The 21,168-nt window shown below is 64.2% G+C and carries 21 protein-coding genes; 12 read left to right on the plus strand and 9 right to left on the minus strand.

The genetic code is table 11. The features are described from left to right. Positions 1-11 precede the first annotated feature (11 nt). Positions 12-1,064 (plus strand): anthranilate phosphoribosyltransferase, encoded by a 1,053-nt coding sequence (gene trpD, locus ACP8LP_RS03685; RefSeq protein WP_016667278.1) that lies wholly within the window; start codon positions 12-14, stop codon positions 1,062-1,064. Here trpD and ACP8LP_RS03690 read toward each other — a convergent pair. From ACP8LP_RS03690 to ACP8LP_RS03700, 3 genes are all read right to left on the minus strand, one after another. Continuing rightward, entirely contained in the window at positions 1,051-1,761 is a 711-nt protein-coding gene (locus ACP8LP_RS03690) for an A24 family peptidase (RefSeq protein ID WP_334353493.1), read from the minus strand. The genes trpD and ACP8LP_RS03690 overlap by 14 nt on opposite strands. A 9-nt stretch (positions 1,762-1,770) precedes the next feature. Continuing rightward, the gene (locus ACP8LP_RS03695) at positions 1,771-2,250 is read right to left on the minus strand and encodes a hypothetical protein (protein ID WP_016667280.1); all 480 of its coding nucleotides are present in this window, start codon (positions 2,248-2,250) and stop codon (positions 1,771-1,773) included. Between the two features lie 263 nt (positions 2,251-2,513). After that, positions 2,514-3,656 carry a sunset domain-containing protein gene (locus ACP8LP_RS03700; RefSeq protein ID WP_016667281.1) on the minus strand — a complete coding sequence of 381 codons (1,143 nt, stop codon included), beginning with the start codon at positions 3,654-3,656 and terminating at the stop codon, positions 2,514-2,516. 183 nt (positions 3,657-3,839) lie between these two features. Between ACP8LP_RS03700 and ACP8LP_RS03705 the strand changes: the two genes are divergently transcribed. Together ACP8LP_RS03705 and ACP8LP_RS03710 are read left to right on the plus strand one after the other, a co-directional pair. Further along, positions 3,840-4,352, plus strand: a complete 513-nt coding sequence (locus tag ACP8LP_RS03705; protein WP_016667282.1) for a peptidylprolyl isomerase — start codon at positions 3,840-3,842, stop codon at positions 4,350-4,352. A gap of 198 nt (positions 4,353-4,550) precedes the next feature. Next, a complete protein-coding gene (locus ACP8LP_RS03710) occupies positions 4,551-5,129 on the plus strand; it encodes a rhomboid family intramembrane serine protease (protein WP_036910428.1) in 579 nt (192 codons plus the stop codon). Here the strand turns inward: ACP8LP_RS03710 and ACP8LP_RS03715 are convergent. Then, complete coding sequence (locus tag ACP8LP_RS03715) at positions 5,049-6,809, minus strand: DEDD exonuclease domain-containing protein (RefSeq protein WP_021108674.1); 1,761 nt, start codon at positions 6,807-6,809, stop codon at positions 5,049-5,051. The genes ACP8LP_RS03710 and ACP8LP_RS03715 overlap by 81 nt on opposite strands. A gap of 311 nt (positions 6,810-7,120) precedes the next feature. On the opposite strand from ACP8LP_RS03715, the gene ACP8LP_RS03720 reads away from it, so the two are divergent. Next, positions 7,121-8,230: a C40 family peptidase gene (locus ACP8LP_RS03720; protein ID WP_016667285.1), complete on the plus strand. Its 1,110-nt coding sequence runs from the start codon at positions 7,121-7,123 to the stop codon at positions 8,228-8,230. 6 nt (positions 8,231-8,236) lie between these two features. Continuing rightward, complete coding sequence (locus tag ACP8LP_RS03725; RefSeq protein WP_036975861.1) at positions 8,237-9,307, plus strand: ROK family glucokinase; 1,071 nt, start codon at positions 8,237-8,239, stop codon at positions 9,305-9,307. A gap of 4 nt (positions 9,308-9,311) precedes the next feature. Here ACP8LP_RS03725 and ACP8LP_RS03730 read toward each other — a convergent pair whose 3' ends face one another. After that, positions 9,312-9,719 carry a hypothetical protein gene (locus tag ACP8LP_RS03730; protein WP_016667287.1) on the minus strand — a complete coding sequence of 136 codons (408 nt, stop codon included), beginning with the start codon at positions 9,717-9,719 and terminating at the stop codon, positions 9,312-9,314. Between the two features lie 60 nt (positions 9,720-9,779). On the opposite strand from ACP8LP_RS03730, the gene ACP8LP_RS03735 reads away from it, so the two are divergent. The 4 genes from ACP8LP_RS03735 to ACP8LP_RS03750 all read left to right on the plus strand — a co-directional run bounded on the left by ACP8LP_RS03735 (position 9,780) and on the right by ACP8LP_RS03750 (position 13,467). Continuing rightward, positions 9,780-10,535, plus strand: coding sequence for a lysophospholipid acyltransferase family protein (locus ACP8LP_RS03735; RefSeq protein ID WP_016667288.1), 756 nt, complete (start codon positions 9,780-9,782; stop codon positions 10,533-10,535). Between the two features lie 151 nt (positions 10,536-10,686). Next, positions 10,687-11,259, plus strand: coding sequence for a 1-acyl-sn-glycerol-3-phosphate acyltransferase (locus ACP8LP_RS03740; protein WP_171023513.1), 573 nt, complete (start codon positions 10,687-10,689; stop codon positions 11,257-11,259). A 63-nt stretch (positions 11,260-11,322) separates the two neighbouring features. Then, on the plus strand, positions 11,323-12,741 hold the full coding sequence (locus ACP8LP_RS03745; RefSeq protein WP_177166470.1) for a class II 3-deoxy-7-phosphoheptulonate synthase: 1,419 nt from the start codon (positions 11,323-11,325) through the stop codon (positions 12,739-12,741). A 78-nt stretch (positions 12,742-12,819) separates the two neighbouring features. Then, positions 12,820-13,467: an MBL fold metallo-hydrolase gene (locus tag ACP8LP_RS03750; protein ID WP_016667291.1), complete on the plus strand. Its 648-nt coding sequence runs from the start codon at positions 12,820-12,822 to the stop codon at positions 13,465-13,467. Positions 13,468-13,479: 12 nt separating this feature from the next. Here ACP8LP_RS03750 and ACP8LP_RS03755 read toward each other — a convergent pair whose 3' ends face one another. After that, positions 13,480-14,439: a DMT family transporter gene (locus ACP8LP_RS03755; protein WP_261795789.1), complete on the minus strand. Its 960-nt coding sequence runs from the start codon at positions 14,437-14,439 to the stop codon at positions 13,480-13,482. A gap of 49 nt (positions 14,440-14,488) precedes the next feature. Further along, positions 14,489-15,913: a protein kinase domain-containing protein gene (locus tag ACP8LP_RS03760; RefSeq protein ID WP_484483287.1), complete on the minus strand. Its 1,425-nt coding sequence runs from the start codon at positions 15,911-15,913 to the stop codon at positions 14,489-14,491. A gap of 119 nt (positions 15,914-16,032) precedes the next feature. On the opposite strand from ACP8LP_RS03760, the gene ACP8LP_RS03765 reads away from it, so the two are divergent. Further along, positions 16,033-16,473 (plus strand): guanyl-specific ribonuclease, encoded by a 441-nt coding sequence (locus ACP8LP_RS03765; RefSeq protein ID WP_016667294.1) that lies wholly within the window; start codon positions 16,033-16,035, stop codon positions 16,471-16,473. Next, the gene (locus tag ACP8LP_RS03770; protein WP_016667295.1) at positions 16,470-16,868 is read left to right on the plus strand and encodes a barstar family protein; all 399 of its coding nucleotides are present in this window, start codon (positions 16,470-16,472) and stop codon (positions 16,866-16,868) included. The genes ACP8LP_RS03765 and ACP8LP_RS03770 overlap by 4 nt, the downstream gene beginning before the upstream one ends. Before the next feature lie 10 nt (positions 16,869-16,878). Here the strand turns inward: ACP8LP_RS03770 and ACP8LP_RS03775 are convergent, their stop codons facing one another. Beyond that, on the minus strand, positions 16,879-17,976 hold the full coding sequence (locus ACP8LP_RS03775; RefSeq protein WP_016667296.1) for a polyprenyl synthetase family protein: 1,098 nt from the start codon (positions 17,974-17,976) through the stop codon (positions 16,879-16,881). Between the two features lie 91 nt (positions 17,977-18,067). Between ACP8LP_RS03775 and metF the strand changes: the two genes are divergently transcribed. Continuing rightward, on the plus strand, positions 18,068-19,006 hold the full coding sequence (gene metF, locus ACP8LP_RS03780; protein WP_016667297.1) for a methylenetetrahydrofolate reductase [NAD(P)H]: 939 nt from the start codon (positions 18,068-18,070) through the stop codon (positions 19,004-19,006). On the opposite strand, the gene ACP8LP_RS03785 is transcribed toward metF, so the two are convergent. Continuing rightward, complete coding sequence (locus ACP8LP_RS03785) at positions 18,903-21,128, minus strand: HelD family protein (protein ID WP_177166469.1); 2,226 nt, start codon at positions 21,126-21,128, stop codon at positions 18,903-18,905. The two genes, metF and ACP8LP_RS03785, sit on opposite strands and share 104 nt — an antisense overlap. Positions 21,129-21,168: the final 40 nt, after the last annotated feature.

Raw genomic sequence — 21,168 nt, forward strand, 5'->3', positions numbered from 1 at the left:
GAAGGAGTTTCATGTCCGAGGATCGCATCGACGAGTTCACCTGGGCTGACCTGCTGACCGATCTCGTTGCGAGGCGCGACATGGATCGTGGCACCGCTGCCGCGGCGATGGAGAGGGTCCTATCCGGAGAACTGACTCCAGTACAGGTTGCGGGCTTCGCAGTGGCACTGCGGGCCAAGGGTGAAACCGCCGATGAGATCGCAGGCATGGCGGAGGGGATGATTTCCCAGGCCACACCGGTGGAATTGGATCGCGATGCCGTTGACATCGTCGGTACCGGTGGCGACCGCGCCAATACTGTCAACATCTCGACGATGGCGGCCCTCGTTGCCGCTGGCGCCGGGGTCAAGGTCGTCAAGCACGGCAATCGCGCCGCCAGCTCTGCCTGCGGAACGGCAGACTGCTTGGAGGCTCTCGGCGTTGGAGTCGACATTGATCCGGAGCGCCAGGCGGATGTTCTTGACGAGGTGGGCCTGGCCTTCCTCTTCGCCCCGCGCTACCACGCTTCCTTGCGTCACGCCGCTCCGGCCCGCAAGGAGCTCGGCATCCAGACCACCTTCAACCTCCTCGGCCCGCTGACGAACCCGGCCCGCCCGCATGCTGCGGCGATCGGTATCGCAGATGGTGCCATGGCTCCGCTGGTCGCCGACGCCTTGGCGGCGCGAGGTACTCGCGGACTGGTCTTCCATGGCGAGGATGGTCTCGATGAGCTGACGACCACGACGACGTCGCAGGTCTGGGTTATCTCCGACGGCAAGGTTGTCGAGACCGAGATTGATCCGGCCGCCTTGGGCTTGACTCCGGCTGCTCCGGCTGACCTGGTGGGTGGGGATCCGCAGTTCAACGCTGGAGTCGTTCGCAAGGTCTTGGCGGGGGAGCACGGCCCGGTGCGCGACATCGTCTTGCTGAACGCGGCGGCAGCCTTGCTGGCCCATGACGGGCCGACGATCGACGAGGAGCTCGTCCCGCAGCTGGCTCAGGAGCTGGAACGTGCTGTCCAGTCCATTGATTCCGGGGCTGCCAGTGGTCGCCTCGATCGCTGGATCGCTGTTACCTCAGACTGATTGCAAGCGCTACCCACGGCCCGGCCCACAAGGCCGGGCCGTATGCAAATGCTGATCCCCATGGTGAGGGTCGGCATCGGCGGATGAGTGTCGTCAAGATCGCCATTACCGCTCCCAGCACGGTTGAGGCAAGCAAAGTCGTCATGCCAGCCTGGAAGACGTCTGGGTGAGGGGCAAGGGCGCCCGTGGTCGCACCGAGAAACCCCGTCCCGGCTGACAGCCTGACGTCCCCATACCCAAGGGAGGAGCTCAGCCGCCACATCAGCCAGAAGAAACCTGTTGATACTGCTGCCACGGCAACGCATCCGGCCAGGGCTGGTAAGTGCGGTGGTCCCGTGATAGCCATACCTGCGACGAGTGCGACTGCTGATTCGGCGACACATCGACGCCACAACTTCACCGGCAGGAAAGTGGTTGCTTGATCGACGGCTGCCAGGGTCGCGACCGATCCGGACCAGACCCACCAGGGTCCCCAACTCCACCGTGGAGCAAGGGTTGAGGAAAATCCACATACCGCGGCTGTTGCGATGACGATAAGGGTCCGGGCCGGTGTGGCCAGGGAGTCATATCGCGGTTTGATGGCCAGGATCTCGTCACCCACCACCTCGACAGTTGGTTCTGCCAGCCGGGGGACGGTGATGAGAAGATGCCACAGCGCGAGCCCGCAGGAGATTGCAATCCCGATGACGGCCCACATGAGGATGGCTCACAAGGATGTGATGGGCTCGGGGGTGGCGATCAGGCCACGGGCCTCGCATGCCGCTCGACCCCGAAGTCGCGTCATCTCGGTGCACATGTCTTCCTCTCCGTCGAGGAGGGCCTGAGCCTGGGGGATCGTCACGTCGAGCATGGCGGCGATGTCCTCGACGTCACAACCAGTTTTCCGAAGGGCGAGAGCCCTGGTCCGGGTACTTCCGGCTGGTACGACCCTTTCGCGTGCTGCCTCGACATCATCGACACTGACCGTGAGGATACGCATGGCATCGATGACGCGAATCCGTTGCAGGGGCCGGTCACCCTGCCCGGCGAGCCGTCGGACGGTCTGGCTGGGGACGTGCGCGAGGAGGGCGATGACTCGCCATGGGATGCGACATTCATGAACGAGGGAACGGACGTGAAGGGAGAAATAGCGGGCGTCGACCCATGCTGTCGACGCTGCCGAGGACTGTAGATCGGGTCCAATCATGTGACAGGCCTTTCTGTCGTGGTGTGCCCCGAGGGACGTTGAACACTCATCTAATGGGCATAAGTGCCACCACAGAAGCCCAATGTGACATCAAAACTATGTTGTTACATGACTGTTACATTGCGGGCCATGCAACGACACTGGATTACACAAATGGGAATCGGGTACGTGAGTGGAGCCGTTTCACCTCCGCGAAACGTTCGATACACACGACGACGGGGCCCGTCGAGTGACGAGCCCCGTCGAAATCGTGGAATGAGAACTCAGCGCTGGGCCTTGGTAAACCCGGCAGCCTGGGCGGCCTCCTCAGTGGCGAACCACACGTCGGCGATGGTGCGGTCGTAACCGCCCGAACCGGGGACATGGTACTTCATCGAGCGGTCATTGCCCTTGATGACGTAGCCTTCCGGCGGGTTCTCACCGACGTACGAGGTGGCCTTAGGCTCCTCGTCCTTCTTGCTCTCCTCGGGAGCCTTGGTGGCGCCGTCCTTGGTGGTCGTCTCAGAGCGAGCGCCCTCGTCGACGAAGATGGTGGTCTCAGCGGTCGTCTCGGGAGCAGCGGCTGCGGGACCACCCTCGTCAGCCATGGCGGCGACGGGGTCGGCCGGAACTGACTTGTCCTTCTTCTTCGGCTCGGGCTTGGCAACCGGCTTGGAACCGTGGCTGGCCTCAGCCTTCTCGGCAGACTTGTCCTGAGACTTCTCCTCGGCCTTGGTGGCCGGCTTCGGAGCGGGCTTGTCAGCCATCTCCTCCTTGTCTCCTGGAGTCCAGGAGTAGGTGACCTTGGGCTCATGGGCAGTCCAGCCATCGTCGGAGGAGCTCATGAAGCGCCGGCTGGCGACGACGGCAGCAGCTGAGATTCCGCCGAGAATGGCGAGGGTGCCGAGCACCTTGCCGAACTTGCCGCGGCGCTTGGCCTTCTTGACCGACTTCGTCTCGATGCCAGCCTTGGCGGCCAGCTCAGTCGACTCGCCCTTGAGGGCGGAGACGGCGGCCTGTCCGCGACGGGTGGCCTCCTCGACGGCGGGCAGGGCAGTGACCTTCTCGGCACGCTCCTCGAGTCCGGGAAGGATGTCCTTCTGGAAGGTGTCATAAGCCTGGTGGAGAGTCGGGACAACCTTCTCCTGGGCGTACTCCTTCGAGACGTCAAGGGCCTTCTTGCCAGCCTCGACGGCCTGGTCGGAAATGGGTCCGAGCTTCTCCGAGATGGGGCCAATCTTGTCCGAGAGCTGGTCGGTCAGCGGCCCGAGCTTGTCATTGACCTGCGAGGCCAGCGGAGCAGCCTTGTCCTGGGCGGCTGTGAGGTATGCGGCGGCGATCTCCAGCGCCTGTGCACGCTGCTCCTTGAGCGTGCTGGGGCTGCTTGCGGCGGCGGTCTTGCGGGAAGCCTTCTTCTTGCAGGACACGGTTCCTCCAATTCGTATGGGATAAAGCTCGTGATCGAGCACTCCCCACGGTATCCATCAAATGGCCCTCAGACCAGGGAACCGCAGTTCCTGATGTTCACCGGAGAGTCAATTCCGGTCAGTCCAGTGTGAGACTCAGTAGTCTGGGATCGACCACATCGTTTCTCATAGGAAGGCAGGCAGGTGGCCTCTACCGCGACTCTGCACACCAACCACGGCGACATCGTCCTCAATCTCTTTGCCGATCAGGCTCCCAAGACCGTCGAGAATTTCGTCGGCCTGGCTGGCGGCACCAAGGAGTACGTCGACCCGCACACTGGTCAGCCGACCACTGGCAAGTTCTACGACGGCTTGACCTTCCACCGTGTCATCGACGGGTTCATGATCCAGGGCGGTTGCCCCCTCGGTACCGGAACTGGCGGCCCCGGCTACCAGTTCGCTGACGAGTTCCACCCCGAGCTCGTCTTCTCCAAGCCCTACTTGCTGGCCATGGCCAATGCAGGGCCGGGCACCAACGGTTCCCAGTTTTTCATCACCGTCGCCCCGACCCCGCACCTGAACCGTCGTCACACCATCTTCGGTGAGGTTGCGAACGAGGAGTCCCGCAAGGTCGTTGACGAGATCGCTCAGGTTCGTACTGGCCGTATGGATCGTCCGGTCGAGCCGGTCGTCATCGAGAGCGTCGAGCTGTCCTGACGCCTAGTGCCCTGGTCCCCGCGGGCTTGTTCGCGAGAACCAGGGTGCCTGCCCCGAGGTGGCCGCACCTCGGGGCATTTCCACCACTGTCGCCTTTCCCCGTCATCGACGGCTTTGGACCGGAGGAGATTCATGCCTGACCGATGGAGTGAGCACCCCGTCCGCCCCGCCCCGGCACTGTGTCCGGCGTCGCTGGCCCTGGCCGTCGTGACCGTGCTGGTGGCTATTGCGGCACAATTCACCCCCTTGTCGTCGATGTTGGCCTCTGGAGCCGTGAAGGCCTATGACTTCCAGATCTGGCGGCCGCTGGTCTTCTCCTTGACGACGTCGTCCATCTTCGGTGCCGTCCTGAGCGGTTTGGTCCTGGTGCTCATCGGCCATCAGATCGAGCCGATGACCGGTTCGGTGCAGTTCGCCTTCCTGTACCTGCTGTGTGGGGTTGGTGGATCGACGGCGATCAGCCTTGCGGGGGCGCCGTACTGCTTCGAAGGATCCCTGTGTGGCTTGTTTGGCTTGATGGCGGCATCGGCGGTCGTCAAGTACGTCCAGAAACAGGACGTTCGCGCGGACGTTGTGTTGCTGACGATGTTCATCATCTGGGCCATCGTGATTGGGTCGTACACCTGGATCGCCGATATCGGCGCAGTTGTCGTTGGAGCGGTGTCTGGCTGGGCATGGCTGCAGACCCGGTGGTCCTCACACCGTCGCCAGCTCGGGGCGGGATTGGCAATCCTCGCGGTCTGTCTCGCCGCCCTCGTCGTCACCTGGGTGGTGTGAGGCGGCTACTCGCACGGCGAGTTCTTCCGTGGCCATCCAACAGTGGGCTGGCCATGACCATTCCCCGGTGATGTCAACGAGCCGGACCCCAGGCTCTTCAAACCACGATGCAACCAACTCGGCTTCCTCGACGGTGCATGCCGGTAGACCTGCTGGGGGAGGGGCGACGCTCTCCGCCGTTGCGCAAATCGCATCGATGGTGGGCATGGGGTCGGCTCCTGTGCGGCATCGTCCTGCTCCAACCAGTCGGCCATGTCGGACGACGTGAATCTCCCAGAAAGCGGCTTCCCGCCGGGCCGCCACAATCTGGGGACAGGACGCCAAGGACGCCAACCGGGCACGTCGTCGGGTGGCCCTCAGTACTTCTCGGGCGTCCTCGGTGTATTCCGCGGCCTCCTCGAAGCGCTCGGCGTCGGACAGGTGGGCGATTCGTTCCGCAAGCCGATCTGTGAGATCACGGACGTCCGAGGTCATGGCCGTGCGAGTGCGGTCGACGATTGCTGAGTAGTCCGTGGCAGGATTCAGGCAAGGGGCTGAGCACCGTCCCATCTCCGCCAACGGGCACCCGTCAGGATGACGTGACAGTGATCCGCTGCACTGTCGAAGGCCAAACGCTTCAGCGAGGACGATGGCGGCGCGAGTTGCCGCTCGACGACTCGTGAATGGTCCCCACGGCGGCTGTGAGTCGCGATGGGCCTGTTGCACCACAGAGGGGCGGGGATGAGCTTCGTCAGTGAGGGTGACCCACCACACCGACCCTTGGCGACGCGAACGACGGTTGTACCGCGGCTGGTGGGCGTCAATGAGACGTAGCTCTCGCACTCCCGCCTCAAGACGAGTCGAGCATTCTCGGGCTTGCACCCCTGTTGCGACCCGGACCATCTCGTCCATCCGGCGCCGCGTCTCGGAGGCTGTGAAGTACTGCGACACCCGTCGTCGAATATTGACCGACGTGCCCACGTAAAGCACCTCGGGCGGGGAGGGTGCTGGTTTGTCGAGGCAGAACCAGTACACGCCAGGTCCTTCCGGGAGGCCCTTGGCCCACACCCGGCGGCGTCGCCGAACTCGGGGGACCCGGTGAGTCATCTCCAGCAGGTCTTCTAAGGTGGTGACGCCGAGGTTTCCCACTCGTTCGATGAGACCGTGCAGGACGTCGACAGTCGCACGAGCATCAGCCAGTGCGCGATGAGACGGCGTCGTCGTGGTCCGAAACAACTGGGACAGGGTGCCCAACTTGTAGTTGCGAATCTCGTCACGGGGGAGCACGGAGCGAGCCAGCGCGAGGGTGTCCACGACAGCAGGGTTTTCCCACGAGTAGTCGTGCTCGGCATAGGCCCGCTTGAGGAAGCTGACGTCGAAGCGGGCGTTGTGGGCCACCAGCACCGTACCCCGACTGAACTCTGACCAACTTGGCAGGACGGCGTCCAGTGGTGGTGCAGGCCGGACCATGGCGTCCGTGATACCGGTGAGGACCTGGACGGAAGCCGGAATTGGTCCGGACGGGCGGACGAGGGTCTGGAACTCACCCTCGACGTGACCTCCGCACACCTTGATCGCCCCGATCTCGGTGATCTGGGCATTGTCGCCAGTGCCGGTGGTCTCGAGGTCGACGACGCAGAAGGTGACGTCGGGTAGAGGAGTGCCCAGATCGTCGAAGGAGGGCTGGAGAGGTGCGGTCATGATCGGGACGGTAGACACTCCCTGTGACAGGATGTGTTGCACATGGGCGAGACCGATGGAGAACAGCCGTGTCAGAGCCGTGGCGCGCCCGGATATCGGCGATGGACGCGCACTGGTGTGAGCGTTTTCCCCGAGGAGTTGCCCAGCCCCTGAGGACCACATAAGATTCTCTCAGTCGGCAGGGATGGTCCGGGCTCGACGGCCAAATCACAGTTGGACGGATGATTCGGTCCCACCGCGTCATGATGCGGTCGGACTGGTCAGGTGATGGTGAAGGGTAGACAGTGGAGCGCAGATTTGGAGCTTCTCAGATGAGTGGTGGCACCTCTCGACGTGGACGGGGCGTCGCAGTAGCTGCGATGACGGGAGCGATCATCCTCGGCACGGTGGGATCGGTTGAGCTTGGGGCTCAGGCTGCTCCTGACCCCATCGATCAGGCGAAGGTCCGCCTGGCTCAGCTCGACGAGCAGACCGCCAAGGTGCAGGAGGACTACACCAAGGCCCAGGCTGCTCTCGACAAGACTCAGAAGGATCTCAATCGTTCGCAGAAGGACCTCGGTGCGCAGTCTGCCAAGGTGGCGACTATGCGCAAGGCCCTCGGTCGTGTTGCTCTGAGCGACTACCAGAGCGGCCGCGGTGTCTCGACGACCACCCAGCTCGTGACCAGTAGTGACTCCGGCCAGTTCCTGTCCAAGCTGGCAACCGTCCAGAACGTCACCGATCGCACCACTGAACAGTTCCAGGACTTTCAGGCTCAGCAGGCCCGGTTGGCTTCCCTGGAGTCGCAGGCCCAGACTGACCGAGCCACCATCAAGGCTCAGCGTGACCAGCAGGCCAAGCTGCTGGCTGACGCCAAGAAGAAGGAGCAGGAGGCCAAGGAGGTCGTCGAGCGCCTCTCCGCACAGCAGCGTGCCGAGCTCGAGCGTCGCCAGGCTGCGGACGCGGCTGCTTCGACCGCCAACGTCGTGTCCCGGACTGCGGGACGTTCTGCTGCCTCGTCAGCTCGGCAGACCGCTCAGAACGCGAAGGGTGATCAGGTCTCGATCCCTGCTCCTTCGGAAAGTGTCTCTTCCCGTGCTCAGGCCGCTCTCAGTTTCGCGATGGCCCAGCTCGGCAAGCCTTACATCTGGGGCGGAACTGGACCGTCCGGGTATGACTGCTCCGGTCTCATGATGGTCGCGTGGGGCAAGGCTGGCGTCGGTCTTCCGCGAACCGCAGCCGCTCAGTACGCGGCAGGTCGCCCAGTGGCGACGTCCGACTTGCAACCGGGTGACCTCGTCTTCTTCTACCCGGGCATCACCCACGTCGGCATGTACATTGGTGGCGGCAAGTTCGTTCACGCATCCAGCCCGCGAACCGGCATCAAGATCTCCGTCCTGGCGGGACAGACCTCGTACCAGGGTGCGCGCCGCTTCGGCTGACCTTCCTTGCTTAGCGTCGGTATAGACATCGGCGGCACGAAAGTTGCCGCTGGTGTCGTGGATGAAAATGGCCAGATCGTTCGGCGTATCCAGTGCCCGACTCCTTCTCGTAGTCCGGAGGCCGTCGAGGACGCGATCGTCGAATCAGTTCGCGAGTTGTCTTACGACCTCCCGATTTGCGCGGTCGGTATCGGGGCTGCGGGGTGGATAGACACCGAGCAGGCGCTCGTGCGATTTTCCCCGCACCTGGCATGGCGTAACGAGCCGCTGCGGGATCGTCTTTCCGAGCGCATCACCGTCCCCGTTCTCGTCGACAATGACGCCAACGCAGCCGCCTGGGCCGAGTTCCGGTTCGGAGCTGGCAAGGGATCGCGTGTCATGGTGTGTCTCACCCTGGGAACCGGCATCGGTGGGGCGCTGGTCATCAATGGGCGGATGTTCCGTGGTCGTTATGGCATGGCCGGTGAATTCGGCCATATGACGGTTGTTCCAGACGGTCACTGGTGCCCGTGCGGCAACCGTGGCTGCTGGGAGCAGTACGCGTCCGGAAACTCTCTCGTGAGGGATGCTCGCGCCCTCCTGGCGGAAGGAGCTCCCGGGGTCCAGGATCTGTTGTCCTATGTCACCGATCGTGATCCTGATAACCTCGTCGGCCCTGATGTCACCCGCGCGGCCGTGGACGGCGACCGGTTGGCCATCGAACTCATTGCAGACATCGGTATCTGGCTGGGCCGTGGCATGGCCAACCTTGCCGCCGCCCTCGACCCTGATCTCTTCGTCGTTGGCGGGGGCGTCAGTACTGCCGGGGACCTGCTGCTCGAGCCCGCCCGCACGGTGTATGCCCGCACCCTCACCGGTCGAGGTTTCCGGCCCATGGCTGACATCCAGAAGGCTCATTTCGGCAACGACGCAGGGTTGATCGGTGCTGCCGATCTCGCCCGTCACTCCATCAATGAGCCTCCGGGCCTGGCGCGCGGTTTCTGGCCGCGCCGACGTACTGCCGTCCGCAAACCACGTCGCACACTGCGTCAAAGTCTCACTGAGACCCTTACCGGGCCCGTCGTCCGGGACAGATGAGCGGCTACAGCCGAGAATGATTGCCCCACGGGCCGGCGTCGTCGCGTTCCCGCCGGGTGATGGCCTGCCAGATGAGCAGAATCGCTCCGGCTCCTCCTGACGTCATCGCCAGAATGAGCGCTGTTCCGGGGATGTTGATCCCTCCCATCGACAGCAACACCGTGACGATGCAGATCGCCACCAGGATGAGTCCGACCTTTGTGACCGGGCTCGTCGGAGATGGTGATCCGACGGGTGATGGCTCATCAATCTCGTCGGGATCGGGTGCCGGCTCGAGGGGAATGGGAGCCGGGGCACGCCGTGCCGGTCGGTCATGGGGAGGAGGGCGACCCGGGGCGGTGACAACCTCTCCGAATTCGCGACCAATGAGCTCCTCGAATGCGGCATCGACATCGTTGTCGTCGCTGTCCATCATCCCTCCGCCCGTCAGGGAACTCGAGGTGCCGCTAGGCTTGGTCGCCGAGGAGGCCCCATGTGGTACGAGTTCTTCAAGTATGCGCTCTTCGGACCAGGAGTGCGAGCCCTGTGGCACCCCCGTGTCATCGGTGAGGAAAACATACCCGCCGAGGGTGGGGTGATCCTGGCCTGTAACCACATTGCGGCCCTGGACCCCATTATCGTGGCGTCCATGATTGATCGGAAACTCACCTATCCGGCCAAGAAGGAGCTTTTCGCCGGGGATCGTGGATTCTGGTCGAAGGTGGTCGCGTGGTTCCTGCGCGCGGTTGATCAGGTGCCGCTGGATCGCTCGGGTGGCCGCACCAGCGTCAACGCCATGGGGCCGGTGGAACGCCGACTCGCCGAGGGCGGCCTGGTCGGCATCTTCCCGGAAGGAACTCGCTCGCCTGATGGCCGACTCTATAAGGGTAAGACGGGTGTTGCCCGGATGACCCTGGGCTCGGGAGCTCCGGTCGTGCCGGTGGGTATCAGCGGTACCACGGTGAGGCGCAAGGTTCTCGGCATCCCGTTGCTGGAGCACCCGACCATCGTCTTCGGTAAGCCCATGCACTTCGACGTGCTGGCTGATCGCACCGAGGAGACTGCGGTACTGCGGTGGGTCACCGATGAGGTGATGGGAGCGATCAGCGATCTCACCGGCCAGGGATATGTCGACGTGTATGGCTTCCGGGTGAAGCACGGCAATCTCCGGGGCAAGGATGTCTCGAAGTTCGTCAAACCCCGACCAGGTGGAAAGCCCGTTCCGCCGCCCCGCGTGGCGAAGGCCTGATGGTATGAATTGGTTGCGTCGATCCCATGGCGAGGTGACAGGCCAACCGTTGCCCGCTCAACCAGTGATCGTTGCGGTTCATCTGCGTCGTCGCGGAGATCTGGTGACGGCCGAGCAGTGCCTGTCAGGAGCGAAACGCAAGGTCTACCGGATGTCCGGACGTCGGTCCAGGGGCGAGCAATGCCATGGCGAGGCACGAGAACACCTGTCTCAGGGTTGCGTCGTCGTCATGGCACCTGAGGGGGTGCACAGTTGGGCAGGGCAGATCCATCGGGTTGACGTCGAGGTTGCCCGGTTGGCGCTTGCTGCCGGGGCCCTCGTCGTGCCAGCTCAGGTCACCGACGGAGGGCTTGTCCTCGGTGATCCTGTCGACCTGTCTCGCCATGCCGCCACGCCGCACTCCCACGCGGTCCTGAGAGCGGCTGCCGACGACATCGCTCTGGCTCTGTGTGATCTCACGGGACTGACCTACCAGGACCATCCGGCGGTGAGGGGAGATCTTCGGCCGCGCCCACTCATCTGGATCTCACGTATGCGCAAGCTGAGGCGGGATCGCAAGAGGCGCCGTCAGGCCGAGGAGGAACAGTTGAGCCAGGAGAACGCCCGCGACGCCGAGGAGCTTGCCCGCGAGGAGGAGAAGGCCCGACTGGCTGCTCAGCTTCAGGCCCGCAAGGCCTCGCTGGCTGATCGGTTGGCAGAACACGGCATTCACCCGGGCCGGTGAGAGCCGGGTCGAGCACGGGCCTGAGTGAGACCCTCACTGTGCGGAACGGAAGCAATGATGGCGGTGAGGGGAAGTAGACTCCCGGCCATGTCCCAGAGCGTTCCCAGTCTTGAGGCCCTTAACGCCCTGCCCCGGGTCCAGCAACCGAGTTACCCCGATCCCCAGGCGACTGGCGAGGTGATCGAACAGCTTCGCGCTCTGCCTCCACTGGTGTTCGCAGGGGAGTGCGATGACCTTCGCGCCCATCTGGCAGCGGTTGCCAATCGCGAGGCCTTCCTACTGCAAGGTGGCGACTGCGCGGAGACCTTCGCCGGCGTCAATGCCGCCAATATCAAAGGAAAACTCCGTGTGCTGCTGTCCATGGCAGTCGTCATGACCTATGCCGGTCAGCTCCCGGTGGTCAAGGTTGGCCGGATCGCCGGGCAGTACGCCAAGCCGCGCTCCAAGAACATCGAGACCCGACGCGGCCTCACGCTGCCCAGCTACCGGGGTGACGCCGTCAATGGGTTTGAGTTCACCCCGGATGCACGCGTGCACGATCCCAAACGTCTGGTCGGGGTGTACAACGCGTCAGCAGCGACCCTGAACCTGGTGCGGGCGTTTGCCACCGGTGGCTTCGCCGACCTGCGTGGCATCCATGCGTGGAATGCCGACTTCGTGCGTAACTCCAACGTCGAGGCCCGGTACGAGGCGTTGGCATCGGAGATTGAGCGGGCACTGGTCTTCATGATGGCCTGTGGAGTCGAGGACGATCAGCTCTCCACCGTCGACTTCTACGCCAGCCACGAGGCCCTGTTGCTCGACTACGAGCACGCCATGACGAGGATCGACTCACGCTCCCAGCTGCCCTACGACTGCTCGGGTCACCTGCTGTGGATCGGCGAGCGGACCCGTCAGCTCGACGGCGCCCATGTCGAGTTCCTGCGTCATGTACGCAACCCATTGGGGGTCAAGCTCGGCCCGACGACGACAGGGGAGGATGCCGTCGCCATCGCAGACTCTCTTGACCCGGACCACGAGCCCGGACGTCTCACCTTCATCACCCGGATGGGCAGCAAGGCAGTACGCACCAACCTGCCAAAGGTCATCGAGGCGGTCGAGGCCACCGGCCGCAAGGTGGTGTGGAGCTGTGACCCGATGCACGGCAACACCTTCGAGACCGACAACGGTTACAAGACGCGGTCGTTCGCTGATGTCTGCGACGAGGTCAATGGCTTCTTCGACGTCCACGAAGAGCTGGGCACCTGGCCAGGGGGCGTGCACATCGAGTTGACCGGTGACGACGTCACGGAGTGTCTGGGCGGCATCGACATGCTCGCCGAGGCTGACCTGGCAAATCGGTACGAAACTGCGTGCGACCCGCGTCTGAACCGAAACCAGTCCTTGGAACTGGCGTTCATGATTGCCGAGAGGCTGGCTGACGGTCGTCTCAAGCGCAATGCCGTCAGCCCGCTGGCGAGGTTCCGCGGCATCGATCTGTGATGAGTCAGGTGGGCGAGTTCAGCGGCGAATGTCGCTGAACTGGTTGCCGTCGGCTGGTGGCGGCGGAACACTAGAGACATGAGAATCACGCATCTGGGGCACTCCTGCATCCTCGTCGAAGCAGCCGGGCAGCGGATCCTCGTCGACCCTGGCAACTTCAGCCAGGCTTGGCACGGGCTGACCGGCCTGGACGCCATCCTCGTCACCCATCGACACCCCGATCACGTTGATCCTGATCACGTTGGTGCTCTGGTCGACGCCAACTCCGGGGCCGTCGTCCGTGCTGAGGAGGGTGCGTGCCACGAGGTCCCTGCCCTTGACGCCGATCCCATCTCTCCAGGTGACGTGTTGCAGCTCGGTGAGGTAAGGATCGAGGCTGTGGGTGGTCATCACGCGATCATCCATCGGGATCTCGAGCCGATCGGCAACGTCGGGTACCTCATCGGTGAGGGACTCGGCACGATCCTCTTCCATCCCGGTGACGAGCTGGACGAGACTCCGCGAGGAGTCGACGTCCTGGCTTGCCCAGCCCATGGTCCATGGGCGGCTATGAAGGAGACCCTCGACTTCGCAAGGTCTGTGGGGGCCCGTCATGGATTCCTCATCCATGACGGCTTGCTCAACGAGCGAGGCTGGCAGCTGTCCTTCGATCGTCACCAGGAGATGGTCCCGACCATCTTCCACGATCTACGCGGTGGCCACCCCTGGGAAGTTCCCGAGGACTGACTTTTAAAGGATTTAGAGCATTCGGTCCATGCCGAACCTCGGAGCCCAGGCCGGATTGACCTGGGACGCCGGAGGCTCGGTGTGGTGCTGAGGTGCACCGCGACGACGACGAGGCGGGCGGACGGCGAGGACCATGGCGGCCAGGATGGCGATACCGCCGATCGTGATACGACCGGTGAGGGTCTCGCCGCCGAGACCGATGGCGAAGATGGCTCCCCACAGCGGCTCGGTGCACATGATGACGGCGGCACGGGTGGACTCGACGCGGGCTTGGCCCCAACTCTGCATAAAGGTCGTCAGGGTGCCGCAGATGACGGCGAGGTAGGCCAGGGCGAGCCAATCCTCCATGTGGGTGGGAGCACTCAGGCCACCGGGCAAGGCCGCAATGGTACAGACGACGGCGACGGTGATGGTCTGGTAGAGGCCCAACGACGCGACATTGGACGGGTTGGCGAAACGTCCGGTCGCCACGATGTGGCCGGCGTAGGCCAGGGCGGACGCCAGGGTCAACAGCTGGCCGACACCACCGAACCCGCTCCCGATGGAGGACGGGTCAAGGGCCAGCACCCCCATACCGACGGTCGCCAGGGCAACAGCTCCCCACACGGCATTGGGCGCCTTCCTGCGGAAGATGACGGCTGCCAGCAGCGGGGTGAAGACGACGTACAGGCTGGCGATGAATCCGTTCGTCGCGGCCTCGGTGCTGCTCAGCCCGATGGACTGGAGCAGCTGTCCGGCAGCGAAGAGGACGCCGAGGATGGCTCCCTTAGTGATGGTGCGCATGTCCGTACGCCAAGCCTTGGGAAAGAGGATCCCGAAGGCGGCCGCAGCGAGGGCAAAGCGACAGGCGAGCAGGTTTTCCGGGCTCATGTGGGCGTAGACGCCCTTCATGACGACCAGGGTCGATCCCCAGAGAGCAGCCATGAGAAGAAGTGCGGGCACAGCAAGGCGCGAAGAACGAAAACCAACCACGAATCAGATGATACGCGGGAGAATCTTCGCTCTGCAACCCAAAATGACGTCAAATATTTCGTGAGACGGTGTGCACTCCGGATGATTCGTTGTGAACGGCTGTTCGCACGACCGGATTTGCTCCTGGAAGGCCGCTCGCGGAGTACTGGGAGGACGCGAAGTGGAAAACCAGATATGCGCACAGCACCGCCACTAGGACGATGAAGACGGTCGCGATGACCCCACGACGACGGCGATGGACGGCATCCTGCGCCAATCGGGAGTGGAGGGTTGGCTGGTTTGTTGGTCGATGTGCAGGACGCGGTCGACCACGGTTGACGGGTGCGGCGGGCCGGCTTGGTCGGGGAGCGGGGTGCCGATCCATCGGTGACGATGGAGAATCCGGTGTCGAGACGGGAGTGTGCGGGGACACCGGTGTGGCGTTGCTGCGTGACCACGGTGGTACCGACGCCGTCCCGGGGTGAATCGGCTCACCACGACGGCGGGTGGAACGATCAGTGGATCCTTGGGGAGCATGTGCCACGGGATCGGTGATGACGACACTGGGCCGGGATGCGCGTGCCTGCAGGGCGGCCAGAGCCGGGTCGTCACTTCGCCCCGTCGAGAGGGCGTGGCGAACACGACGCATCAGGTCGAGAAGGGCTCGTCCATCGGAAGGACGCTTGGCTGGGTCGCGCGATGTGCATGCCCGCACCAAGCCGTCGAGGTAGCCCGGAATGAGCCAGGCGATGTCTCGCTCAGCACGGGTGCCATTGGCCAGGTACTGGGAGGGAGCGGGCACGTCCTTGTTGACGTGCGCCCATGCCACCTGAATGGGGGAGTCCCCGGTATGGGGTTTGTGTCCGGTGAGCATCTCGAAGAGCACGATACCGGCGGAGTAGATGTCCGAGCGCTCGTCGGAACTGCCTCGTGTCACCCTTTCAGGAGGAATGTAGGACACCGTCCCGATCAGCTGCCCGGAGGTCGCGGACATCGTCTGGTTGCCGACGGCACGTGCCAGACCGAAGTCAGCGACCTTGATCTGGCCGCGGTCGGAGATGAGGACGTTCTCGGGCTTGACGTCGCGATGCACCAGCCCGTCCTCATGGGCGCTGGCCAGGGCAGACACCACCGGCTCGAGGAGATCAAGGGCCCGCCCCGGGGTGAGGGGCGCCTCCTGGGTGATGATGTGGCGCAAGGTGCACCCAGGCACGTATTCCATGACGATGAACGGGCGATCCCCATCCATCCCCTGGTCGAAGACCGACACCACATGGGGGTTGACGAGCCGCGCTGCCGCTTTGGCCTCGGAGTCGAATCGTTCCGCAAGTTCCGCGTCGAGTCCCTCGTGCATGACCTTGACCGCGACGATGCGAGGAAGGCACAAATCCTGGGCTCGATAAACGGTTGCCATCCCGCCACGAGCGATTTTGGACACGATCTCGTAGCGACCCTCGAGGATGTGACCCACCAAGGGGTCAGTGCTCATGGTCATGCTCACGATTACGCCTCACGCACGGTCGGGGAAGAAGGGGGTGCGGCCCACCTCGAAGTGTATGCGCAGTCCCCATGAGGGAATTGGAGGGTGACCCGGCGAGTCCTTAGGCTGAACTTATGACTGTCGCGCATTGGCTTCGTTCCCGCCGCTGGTCCGTCTGGCTCGTCGCTCTGCTGTCTGCCGTAGTCATGGGCTGTTCTGCCCCCTCCAGTCCAGCTTCGAGTTCCACGCCAACCTCTTCGCGGGCGACCATCTCGGCGACCGCACGGCCCTCTGACGGCCTTCCCACCATCAGGGAGGACCAGCTCCCATCGGAAGCTCAGCACACCCTTAATCTCATCGATGCCGGCGGACCGTTCCCATTCCGACGTGACGGCATCGTCTATCACAACAACAGCGGGGCGTTGCCCCATCACGAGGATGGGTGGTATCGCGAGTACACCGTCGTCACCCCGGGAGTCAGCGGTCGCGGCCCGCGTCGCATCGTCTGTGGCTCTGACGCGGCATGCTTCTGGACCGCCGACCACTACTCAACGTTCCGGAGGATCGTCCGATGACAACCGAGAATGACGTCCAGGCAGGTTCACAGGCCGGAGGCCCCGTTGGGTCCGGGATCGTACTCGTCGACCCGGCAAGTGCTTCTGATCCATCCGAGGTTGCACGAGTATGGCGCAACGCGGGATGGCGAATCTTCCACATGGCCGGAGGGGCAGACCTTGATGCCGTCCTGACGGGCTTCGGGAACACCCTGTCCTTTCCGAATTGGTACGGCCACAACCTTGACGCGTTGCGTGACTGCCTGGCTGATGTCGAGGGCGACACCGCCGTGTTGTGGACGGGCTGGCAGCCCTTCCAGCGCGACAATCCCCAGGACTGGGGACGGTTGGTCGACGTCATCGGGCAGCGTCTCGACGAGGACGAGCTCGACGGCTTTGCCCTCCTGCTGAGCTGAGACAGTTACCTCAGAAGCGACGCTCGACGCACTGGCGTGCCAGCTCGCGCAGAGCGGTCCTACCTGCCTCGGCCATCTCAGCGCCATCCAGTGCTGCCACAGCGCGTCGGTGGCACTCGTCGATGGTGGACTCGACGGCATCCTTGGCCCCGCTGCTCTCAATGATGTGGCGGGCCGTGGCGACGTCGGAGTCGTCGAGGTCGGGGCGACCGAGGAATCCTTCCAATCGGGCGGCGTCCTTGGCGTCAGCCTGGTTGAGGGCATGGGCGACGAGTACTGTGCGCTTGCCTTCTCGCAGATCGTCCCCGGCCGGCTTGCCGGTGAGCACGGCGTCACCAAAGATGCCGAGCAGGTCATCGCGGTACTGGAAGGCCCGCCCGATGGGGGAGCCGAAATCGGCCATCGTCTGCTGGAGGCGATCTGAACCTCCTGCCAGGGCCACCCCGATCTGGCAAGGACGCACCACGGTGTAAGAGGCACACTTGTACCCTACGACCCGGCCGACGAGATCAAGGGCTGACTCGGAGTCCGACCCTGCCATTCCTGACTGGGAGGTGACGTCGAGGACCTGGCCGCAGGTGACCTCGGTGCGCATGGCGTCCAGGAGAGGCGTGGCGGCAGCGAGCTTGCTGGCCTCCAGGGATGCAGAGGTGAACATCTGGGCTGACCACATCAGCAGCAGGTCACCGAGCAGGATGGCGATGTCGAACCCGAATTGCTCGGAGGGGCCGTCACCCTTGGCCTCGGCATGAGCAGCCTCGAAGCGACGATGAACCGACGGGAGACCGCGCCGGGTGTCGGAGTGGTCCATGAGGTCGTCATGCACCAGGGCCGACACGTGCAGCAGCTCGAGGCTGGCGGCGGCCTGCAGCAGCCCGCTCGGTTCCGCGGGCTGTCCTGCGGCAGCCACATGGCCCCAGTAGCAGAAGGCGGGACGAAGCCTCTTGCCGCCACCGGTGTAGTCGCGGGCAGCGTCAAGGACAGGGGACAGCTCGGCACCGATCGCGTCGACAACTCCCTTCTCGCCATCGAGGAAGGTGGCGATCCTCGCACTCACAGACTCTCGGAAATCGGCGCTGACCGGAGCGGACGGGTCAAAGGGGAACATGAAGCCAGCATAGGGCGGTCTGATGGCTGCAGACGAGTCCGCAGGCTGGACAGGAGGCTCATCGGATGGACGCGCCGCCTAGCCTGACGCCATGCAGACCCAGAAGCCGACCATTGCCGACCTGCTGGCCGCGGGGGATCGCCCCCTACACTCGTTCGAGTTCATGCCGCCGCGCAGCGAGGACGATGTCTATCGGCTCTGGAGTGCCACCGACGCTCTCGTCCCGATGGCTCCTGACTTCATCTCGGTGACCTATGGGGCAAACGGGTCACGACGTGATCGCACCCTCCGCTGCACCCAGCACATGGTCTCGACGGGGTTGCGAACCGTCGGTCACCTCACCTGTGTCGTCCAGTCGGTGTCCGACCTCGAGCAGATGGTCGCTGACTATGCCGAGTCGGGGGTCAACCACATCCTTGCCGTCCGAGGAGACATGCCCGGTGGGGCCGGGCAGCCCTGGGTCGCCCATCCCGAGGGTCTGCCCAACGCCACCGAGCTCGTCCGGCTCGTCAAGCGGGTTCACCCCGAGGCATGCGTGGGAGTCGGGGCCTTCCCGGACGGTCATCCGGAGTCCGCCGACATCGACCTCGACGCGCGCATCCTCGTCGATAAGGCCGAGGCGGGGGCATCCTTCGCCATCACCCAGCTGTTCTTCCTCCCCTCCCACTACCAGCGACTCGTGGATCGGGTGCGCGCAATGGGCTGTGACATCCCGATCATCCCGGGAATCATGCCGATCACCTCGTACGGCCAAATCCGTCGATTCGCCGAATTGTCCGGCACCGACGTCCCGGCCGAGCTAGTGGCCAGGATCGAGGCCGTCAAGGAGGACAAGGCAGCCGTGCGGCGCATTGGTCTGGAGGCCGCCGTCGACATGTGCTGTGAGCTCCTCGACAGCGGCGCTCCCGGTCTGCACTACTACACGCTTAACAGGTCTCGTGCGACCACAGAGCTTCGGACCATGCTCGCCCGGCGTCGGCCGCAGCTGGCTGGTCTGCCTGCAGATTTCGAGGCGACTCCGGCTGCCTGAGCCCGACGACTGCCAGACGCTGGGTCGGACGGGTGAGGGCGACATAGAGCACCCGGACGCCGCTCGTGGGGTTCCCCGTCTCGGAGACGATGCGTTCCGGATCGACGACGACTGCGCCGTCATACTCGAGTCCCTTGGCCTGCATCGTCGTCACCGGGATGATGCGCGGATCCGTGGCGAGGTCGCCAGCCTGGTCGACCAGGCTCGCCGGGCAGACCAGACCAATCGTCCCGTCAACCTCCTGAAGCATCTCGTCGAGCTGGGAGCGCGCTTCGGCCCACAGGGCATCGGTACGCACCACGGTTGGCTGCACCCCCACCGAGCGCACCGCCTGAGGAAGGTCGGCATCGGGCTGGACGGTGACGACGACCTCCGCGGCAAGGTCGAAGACCTCCGCCGGGGATCGGTAGTTCTTCGTCAGCGTGAAGGTTCGTGAGGGAGCATTGCCCACCAGTTCGTCGAGGGCAGACCGGGTCTGCTCCGGGTGGGGGAAGGCCGACTGGGCCGGATCCCCGACGATCGTCCAGGAGGCTTGCGGGCCACGTCGCCCAATCATTCGCCACTGCATCGGCGAGATGTCCTGGGCCTCGTCGACGAGGACGTGGGCGTAGGTGTCTCGCGGCTCGTCCTCATCGATCTGACGAGCATCATGGAGGCGGTCGCTCAGGGTGACGAGCTCCTCGGCGTCCCCGCCCTCGATGAAGACTGGGTCCTCCGCATCAGGCTCGGGCGGAACTGGACCCAGCAGAGCGGCCAGTTCATCCAGCAGGGCCATGTCTGCCACCGACCAGTCACGGCGTCCACGCCGGTCCACCTCGGTGGGGATGGAGTTGACGACGAGCTGACAGGTCTCGTCATCCCAGTCCGGAGCAACCGCCTTGACGACCGCCGGGTCAGCCAGCCGGGCCAGGACGTCCGTGGCCGACAGGGTCGGCCACCAGGCATTGAGGAACATTCGCCAGGACGCCTGGGAGGAGACCAGGTCGTCGAATTGCTCCTTGCTCAGGTCATGGGCGGAGCTGACGTCTTCAGGAAGGATGTTCCACAGCTGATCCTTGAGCGAGGCCTCAACAGCTTCGCGACCGTCGTTGTATCGGTTGCGTTTGAGGATGTGATGGCGGGTGGCGGCCAGGGCGTGAGAACCCAGGGTGAGCACCTCACCCTTGACTGTGACTCGAAGGCGCATCGAATCCGGTTCGGCCGACATCGGTAGGTTGACCAGCCGGGTGAGCACATCGACCATGTCAAGGCTGCCCTTGATGTTGGCCGTGCGGGGCTCGTCGAGGCGATCGGAGGAGAACCTCAGGATGTCAGAGGGTACCTGGCCGACGGAGCGGAGGGTGACGGAGTCCTCGCCGAGACTGGGGAGCACCCGCTCGATGTAACTCATGAAGACCGAGGACGGTCCGATGACGAGCACCCCGCCGTTCTCCAGCCGAGCTCGATGGGAGTACAGCAGGAAGGCGGCACGATGCAGGGCGACGACCGTCTTGCCGGTTCCAGGCCCGCCCATGATCGTCGTCACGCCCTGGTAAGGGGCGCGAATGGCCTCATCCTGTTCTGCCTGGATGGTCGAGACGATGGAGTGCATCTGGGTGTCGCGAGCCCGTGAGAGGGCGGCCATGAGGGCTCCCTCCCCGACGATCGGCAGGTCGGCCTGCGAGGTGGAGTCCAGTAGGTCGTCTTCGATGCCAAGGACCTTGTCGTCCCGGCAGCGCAGCACACGACGACGGATCACACCCATCGGATCGGACGGGGTGGCGCGATAAAAGGGCTCGGCGGCGCGGGCGCGCCAGTCGATGACGAGGGGCTCGTAATCAGCGTCACGCACGCCGATACGCCCAATGTGACGCACCTCGTCATCGTCAGCGAGGTCAAGTCGACCGAAGACCAAACCCTCGTGTTCGGCATCGAGGATTGCCAACCTCTTGGCCGCGTTGTATGAGAAGGCATCGCGTTCGAACATCGCCGTACCGTCCTCTTCGCGGACCCAACTGGTGCGATCGGAGCGGTACATGTCCTGGCCAGCCGTGGCCAGCATGCGAGCCTTGTCCTCGTCGATCTCCAGTTGAGCGCGGACCCGGTCGACATGGGCCTGTTCCTTGGCGATCTCAGCTTTCACAACGCGAGGATCAGTGGTCGAAGTGCCGTGTTCGGTCAAA

This window comes from Cutibacterium sp. LaCa_89 (assembly GCF_058177555.1).

Bases quoted from the DNA above. Each gene is read 5' to 3' on its own strand.
- ACP8LP_RS03750 (WP_016667291.1), top strand. From the start codon at position 12,820: ATGAGAATCACGCATCTGGGGCACTCCTGCATCCTCGTCGAAGCAGCC.
- ACP8LP_RS03730 (WP_016667287.1), bottom strand. From the start codon at position 9,719: ATGGACAGCGACGACAACGATGTCGATGCCGCATTCGAGGAGCTCATT.
- ACP8LP_RS03690 (WP_334353493.1), bottom strand. From the start codon at position 1,761: ATGTGGGCCGTCATCGGGATTGCAATCTCCTGCGGGCTCGCGCTGTGG.
- ACP8LP_RS03775 (WP_016667296.1), bottom strand. From the start codon at position 17,976: ATGTTCCCCTTTGACCCGTCCGCTCCGGTCAGCGCCGATTTCCGAGAG.
- ACP8LP_RS03715 (WP_021108674.1), bottom strand. From the start codon at position 6,809: ATGACCGCACCTCTCCAGCCCTCCTTCGACGATCTGGGCACTCCTCTA.
- trpD (WP_016667278.1), top strand. From the start codon at position 12: ATGTCCGAGGATCGCATCGACGAGTTCACCTGGGCTGACCTGCTGACC.
- ACP8LP_RS03770 (WP_016667295.1), top strand. From the start codon at position 16,470: ATGACAACCGAGAATGACGTCCAGGCAGGTTCACAGGCCGGAGGCCCC.
- metF (WP_016667297.1), top strand. From the start codon at position 18,068: ATGCAGACCCAGAAGCCGACCATTGCCGACCTGCTGGCCGCGGGGGAT.
- ACP8LP_RS03720 (WP_016667285.1), top strand. From the start codon at position 7,121: ATGAGTGGTGGCACCTCTCGACGTGGACGGGGCGTCGCAGTAGCTGCG.
- ACP8LP_RS03760 (WP_484483287.1), bottom strand. From the start codon at position 15,913: ATGACCATGAGCACTGACCCCTTGGTGGGTCACATCCTCGAGGGTCGC.
- ACP8LP_RS03695 (WP_016667280.1), bottom strand. From the start codon at position 2,250: ATGATTGGACCCGATCTACAGTCCTCGGCAGCGTCGACAGCATGGGTC.
- ACP8LP_RS03740 (WP_171023513.1), top strand. From the start codon at position 10,687: ATGTCCGGACGTCGGTCCAGGGGCGAGCAATGCCATGGCGAGGCACGA.
- ACP8LP_RS03765 (WP_016667294.1), top strand. From the start codon at position 16,033: ATGACTGTCGCGCATTGGCTTCGTTCCCGCCGCTGGTCCGTCTGGCTC.
- ACP8LP_RS03735 (WP_016667288.1), top strand. From the start codon at position 9,780: ATGTGGTACGAGTTCTTCAAGTATGCGCTCTTCGGACCAGGAGTGCGA.